The sequence below is a fragment of the uncultured Thermosynechococcus sp. genome, assembly GCF_938074695.1.
In the GTDB taxonomy this organism is placed as follows: domain Bacteria; phylum Cyanobacteriota; class Cyanobacteriia; order Thermosynechococcales; family Thermosynechococcaceae; genus Thermosynechococcus.
The window spans coordinates 1-6,162 of record NZ_CALJEM010000071.1 but is presented as its reverse complement, the minus strand read 5'-3'; the positions used below and the strand labels follow the sequence as shown (position 1 = coordinate 6,162).

The window sequence follows — 6,162 nt, the reverse complement described above, 5'->3', positions numbered from 1 at the left end:
GTTAATCACGCGGATAATGCTGTATCGGTTCACGGAGCTGAAACGGGAGGAGGTGCTGCACATGCTGGGGCTGACGACGGAGGAACTGAAGCGGACGCGGTTTTATCAGGAGGTCTATGCAGAAGGGCGACAGGAAGGATTGCAACAAGGGTTACAGCAAGGAGAAGCAGCGGTTGTCCTACGGCAGTTGAGGCGGCGGTTTGGCAGTCTGCCCAATGAGCTTGAAGAAGGCATCCGCCGGCTCTCTCCTGATCAAATCGAAGCCCTCGCAGAAGCTCTCTTAGACTTCACTGACCTAGAGGAAGTGGCTGCGTGGCTAAATCGCTCTGCTTAAAGCTTCTTATCATAATGAGCCGTGCTGGAGTAACTGACTCCCAATAGGTCAAGTGAGTGAACTATAGACAGAATTGCTGTGAGAGTACGGTTTAGCTAGCGCTTGCCACGGCGACTGAGGTAGCAGAGAATCAGTTTGCAAGCTAGCAGTGAACAACTCCATAAACTGGAAGTCAGCGAGGGGAGTGTCCTAGGCAGCGCCAGACGCCGAAGGTTGAGCACTGTTTTGTCTAAATGGATGATAATCGTCGCTGGGTGGCGGGTATGAGCGTTGTTTGCGTCCTTATTAGGCTTTTTGTTTGTCTAAACAGTCATTAAGGCGAGCGGCTCTATCCGCTACTAAGGCTTGCCCATCCAGTTTCCAAAGACAACGGGGAACAACCGTGGGGGTTAGATTATCCCGCTTCAACCAGCGGTAGATAGTCCATGACTTACTTGGAATAGTGGAGTGGTCTCATTGATTTTGCCCTCTTGTCTCAACGTGCTCTCGTAAATCTACGCTGTAGCTCATGGTTCTTTCTTGACCTTCGACCTGTGCAAGTTTGTTACTTTAACCTATCTGTCTTAAAAAATCTCACTCCCTCTTAGAATAGCTATGTTAAACATTTATTAAACAAAAGCTGCAAAGGTTATGGAGACACCTGAAGCTTATCCTTGCATCCTCTGACTAAAATAGAGAAACCGAAAGATGACCCAACTGCGTTTTATTCAATCAGTGGTGGTAGGGCTAATTCTCCTCGGTGGGGGAGCGATCGCTCTTGTCACGACGATGCAACAAAAGCAAGTTGCCACTCCCCAGAATCCCGACCATGGCTACCACAGTGCTGCGCCGACCCACAATCACGGTGGGAGCGCTTCGGCCACCCATGCTGAACTAGTGAATTTCTCCACACCTATTCCTCAACAACCAACCACCTTCACACTGGCCATTCGCACCCATACGGGCGAGACAGTGACGCAGTTTGAGCGTTTCCAAGAGGAGCTGATGCACCTGATCATCGTCAGTGAGGATTTTCAAGTATTTCAACACCTCCATCCCCGCTATTTAGGTGAAGGTCAATTTCAGGTCACAACCACGTTGCCCCAAGGCGGCGGCTACACCCTCATTGCCGATTACAAACCTGCCGGCGCGACGGAAACAGTGGCAATGCTCCCTATTGTTGCTCAGGGAACTTCCCCCCAACTTGCCGCCCCCACCCCTCAAACAACTCAAGTAGTTGAGACAACAGCAGTTGAACTAAAACTGCCTCAACCCCTCAAGGCTGGATCGCCGCTGGAAATTGCTTTTCGCTTACGGGATGTAGTTACCCAACAGCCTCCTGCAGATTTGCGCCCCTACCTTGGTGAAGCAGGGCATCTGGTGATTTTGCGAGCCACGACTTCCCTTAAACCCACTGACTATCTCCATGCCCATGCCTTGGAGCGCCAACCTAGGGAGACCATTCGTTTTATGACCCAGTTTCCCAGTCCCGGACGCTACCGGCTCTGGGGACAGTTCCGGCGGGGAGATAAAATCATTACGGCTCCCTTCTCAGTGACGGTGAATTAAGGGAAGCTAGCCATTTCTGAACCCAATTCTGGTGAGACTTGGATGCGATCGCCCCCCCCTAAAACGGTTGTCAATCTCCCCACTGTTACCCTCACCCTTGAAAGTCAGGGGAAAACTTTAAGCTACACCCTGACACAGTCAGAGCACCGTTTGGGACGCGATCCCCAGTGGGCAGATTTAGTGGTGCCCGATGATCCCCTTTGGGCAGTGATTTCCGGCCGCCACGCCGTGTTTAAGCAACAGGGGGCAACCTACTACCTCTGGGATGGGGATGGCCAGCAACGCCGCAGTACTAATGGCACGTTCTACAATCACCGTCGCATCGGCATTGAAGAAGGGTTTGCCCTTGGGGAAACGCTGCGTCTAGAAATTGGCCAAGACCCGAAAAACAAAGTCCAGCTGCTGGTGCAGATCCAGTTTTCGGGAACAGCCAGTCCACTCCCCTTACCCCAGCAGCGCCGCCTAGTCCTCAAAACCCTCAAGGAATGGCCACTCACATTGGGGCGCGCAGCCAGCAACAGCTATCGGCACTGGCAACTGGAGGCTCCGACGGTGTCTTTGCGCCACGCCAGCATTGATCGCACCCCTGCAGGTCTCTATGTACTGCGCGATTTGGGCAGTACCAACGGCACCTATGTCAACGATGTCCTCGTAAAAACTCCCCACACGCTCCGCAACGGCGATCAAATTCGCATTGGACCTTTTGTCTTGCTGTACCGCCACGAGACCCTAGAGATGGCGGATCCGGGGAGTCACATTCGCCTTGAGGCGGTGGGCTTGAAGCGGTGGGTAAAAACGCCAGCAGGCGATCGCCCCCTTCTACAAGATGTTTCCTTTGTGGCGGAGCCCAAGCAGCTGGTGGCTGTGGTGGGGGGCAGTGGCACGGGGAAATCCACGCTCTTAAAGGTGTTGATGGGACTAGACCCCCTTCAGGAAGGACAGGTGCTGCTCAATGGTCTCAATCTGCATCGCAATCTTGCCACCTACCGCCACCAGATTGGTTATGTCCCCCAAGATGATATTGTCCATGCCCGCCTCACCGTGGCTGAAGTCCTAAACTATGCGGCGCAGTTGCGCTTACCGGCGGACACCGATGCCCAAAACCGCAGGGCAGCAATCCAGCAAGTGCTGGCACAGGTGCAGTTAACGGGGACAGAGCATCAACGGGTCGCCAGCCTCAGTGGTGGTCAGCGCAAGCGGGTGAGTATTGCCGTTGAGCTATTGGCAAATCCCAAGCTTTTTTTCCTCGATGAACCTACCTCCGGTCTCGATCCGGGCTTGGACTTTTTGCTGATGCAGTTGCTGCGGCAATTGGCGGATCAAGAACGCACGATTATCTTGGTGACCCATGCCACCAGCCATGTGAATCTGTGCGATCGCCTGCTGGTTCTGGGTGCTGGGGGGCGTCTTTGTTATTTTGGTTCAGCCAATGGGGCTTGTCACTTCTTTAGTCCAACGGGCGATCGCCCCCTGAATTCCGTGGCCGAGATCTATGCCCTATTGACCCCCGAAAATAGTGCCGAGTGGAGTCAAAAATTTCGCCAATCCGCCGATTATCAACGCTACCTTGGCCGCCACCTGAGCATGGGGGGTCAGGCTGAGAGCACCAGTGTTTTTGGGTCTGAAGGCCGTCCCAAGGTTGAACCGCCCCCCCAGCGACCCGCTCCACCTCACTTCTATCAATGGCGGGTATTGTGTCAACGGCAGTGGCAGCTCCTGTGGCGCGATCGCCTGAGCCTCGTCCTGAACCTCACCAGTGTCCCCATTGCCCTGCTGCTCACCCGCTTTGCCCTAGATCGCTCCCCCTTTGTGCCCCAAGATCCCCCCGGCCTGCTGCAGGCCGCTCAAACCCTGCGCATTCTCTTTGTCTTTACCTGTGCCTGTCTTTGGGTAGGACTCTCCGGCTGGGCGCAAGCCTTGATTACAGAGGTGGCCATCTACCGCCGCGAACGCCTTGCCAATCTCAGTCTTTGGGCCTACATGGCAGCCAAACTTACCCTTGGGCAGGGGATGGCTTTGGGACAAACGCTGCTCATTACCTTGGTGGCCCTCTGGGCCTTTGGTCTGCCAAAGGGTGCCCTTCTCCCTTGGCCGCTGGGGCTTGGGGTCACCACCTTCTTGACCCTGGTGGCCGGTCTTTGTTTGGGACTCTTCATCTCGGCGGCGGTGACGAATTCCGATCAGGCAAGCAAAATTTTGCCACCCCTGCTCTTGCCCCAAATTATCTTTGCCGGCGTCCTCTTTAAGCTCACGGGAGTGGCCACCGCTCTCTCTTGGCTGACTATTGGCCGTTGGACGATGGGTGCCTATGGGGCTTTGCTCGATGTGAACGGCATGGTACCGCCGCCCCTCGATTTTGGCCTCTTTGAACCCCCTCCCCAGCCCTTTGAACCCACCCCTGTCTATGCCCCCACTTGGGGAAACCTCCTATTAAATTGGGGAATGTTGATCCTCCACAGCGGGATTTACTTGGGCATGGCCACGTTTCTGCAACGGCGCAAAGGCTAAGATCCCCTATATTTACCTATTGCGATCGCCCAAGCCCTGGAGGAAGATTAAAAGATTGAGCCGATCAGCCCAAAATTTTCCCGCCTAAGAGAATCAATAGAGACCGCTACCGCAGCTATGGAGACGGATGTTGTTTCCCTGTACGGGCGCGACTACATTCCCATTGTCGCCCCTCCTTTACCTGCCACCAAGATTCAAACCCACCCCAAGACCGTCCCTGTTCTCAAAGACAATGACGTGCTGCTCATTTGTGATGAGTTGGGCAATGTTTGCAATGACGAGCACCAGACGGCAATTACGGGGCTATTTTGCCAAGACACTCGCTTTTTAAGTCAAGCGGAGCTGCGAGTGGGGGGCGATCGCCCAGTGCTCCTAAGCTTTCACTGCACGGGCAGCCATGCCCTCAAGGTGGTGTGTACCAATCCCAAACAGCCCGATCTGCCAGCGGAAGCTCTGGCCATTGAACGATTCCTTGTCGTCCGCGGTGCGCTGTTTGAAACCATTCTCGTGACTAACCACCAAGTGCAACCTGTGGTGGTGGACATTTGTCTCACTTTTGGGGCAGACTTTCAGGATTTATTTGAAATTCGCCAATACGGCAATGGGCGGCCACAGCGGGGACAGACGCTGAAGCCGGTGAGTTGTGAATTGCGCCACACCAAGGGACGAGCCGATCTGTGCTTCGCCTACCAAGGCCTTGATGGTGCCCTCATGGAAACTCAAGTGCAGTTTTTGGGCACCCCCCCCGACGGTCTAGACAACATGACAGCTCGCTGGCGCCTGCGGTTAGAACCCCAAGGTTACCACAGCATTCACTACTGTGTCCGTCCCTTCACCAATGGCTTACCCACGGCCCGTGCAGCGGTGCCCTTCTCCCTAGCGGCGGCGGATCAAGCCGCACAACAGGAACGGCAACAGTGGTGGTCAGATTGCACAGAAATTGTCACCTCCAATCCCCAATGGAATCGTATCCTGCGGCGGGGCATGGCAGATCTCTACATGCTGTTGCAGTCCTTTAGTCACGGCAAGGTCTTGACGGCGGGTATTCCCTGGTTTGCGACGCTCTTTGGTCGCGACTCAATTATTTCGGCCATGCAAGCACTAATTCTAAACCCGGCGATCGCCCGCGATACGCTGCACACCCTTGCCCATTACCAAGGAAAAGAGGTGTGTCCGCAGCGGGATGAGCAGCCGGGGAAAATTCTCCACGAGCTGCGCTGCGGCGAGATGGCGCGCAATCGGGAAATTCCCCACACACCCTACTACGGCACCGTGGATGCCACCCCCCTGTGGCTGATGCTCTATGCCGACTACTACCGTTGGACGGGCGATCGCGCCACCCTTGAGGCCTTGTGGCCCCATGCCCTTGCCGCCATGGATTGGATTGATCAACAGATGGCTGCCACCGGCTATCTAACCTACAGTCGCCAGGCGGAGAAGGGGATTGACAACCAAGGTTGGAAAGATTCCAGCAACTGCATTGTCAACCGCCGTGGGCAACTGGCTCGCGGTCCCATTGCCCTGTGTGAAGTTCAAGGCTACGTCTATGCTGCCAAGACTCGCCTAAGTGCCATTGCTCAGGAGCTGGGCCATCCCCAGTGGGGCGATCGCTGGCAAAAGGAGGCCGCCGCCCTCAAAGAGCGCTTCAACCGTGACTTTTGGCTGGAACCCGAAGGCTTCTATGCCCTTGCCCTCGATGGCGACGGTCGGCCGGTGGATAGCCTCACCTCCAATGCGGGTCAGTGCTTAATGACCGGCATCTGTGACCTAGA

The 6,162-nt window shown here is 55.2% G+C and carries 4 protein-coding genes; all 4 read left to right on the top strand.

Annotated elements, in window-relative coordinates; all coding sequences use genetic code 11:
- The coding region (locus tag Q0683_RS10180) for a DUF4351 domain-containing protein (protein ID WP_298977555.1) at positions 1-334 on the top strand (334 nt) is incomplete at its 5' end.
- A gap of 687 nt (positions 335-1,021) precedes the next feature.
- Complete coding sequence (locus Q0683_RS10175) at positions 1,022-1,882, top strand: hypothetical protein (protein ID WP_298977553.1); 861 nt, start codon at positions 1,022-1,024, stop codon at positions 1,880-1,882.
- Positions 1,883-1,924: 42 nt separating this feature from the next.
- Positions 1,925-4,390, top strand: coding sequence for an ATP-binding cassette domain-containing protein (locus Q0683_RS10170; RefSeq protein ID WP_298611313.1), 2,466 nt, complete (start codon positions 1,925-1,927; stop codon positions 4,388-4,390).
- A gap of 117 nt (positions 4,391-4,507) precedes the next feature.
- The coding region (locus Q0683_RS10165; protein ID WP_298611310.1) for a glycogen debranching N-terminal domain-containing protein at positions 4,508-6,162 on the top strand (1,655 nt) is incomplete at its 3' end.

Bases quoted from the DNA above. Each gene is read 5' to 3' on its own strand.
- Q0683_RS10175 (WP_298977553.1), top strand. From the start codon at position 1,022: ATGACCCAACTGCGTTTTATTCAATCAGTGGTGGTAGGGCTAATTCTC.
- Q0683_RS10170 (WP_298611313.1), top strand. From the start codon at position 1,925: ATGCGATCGCCCCCCCCTAAAACGGTTGTCAATCTCCCCACTGTTACC.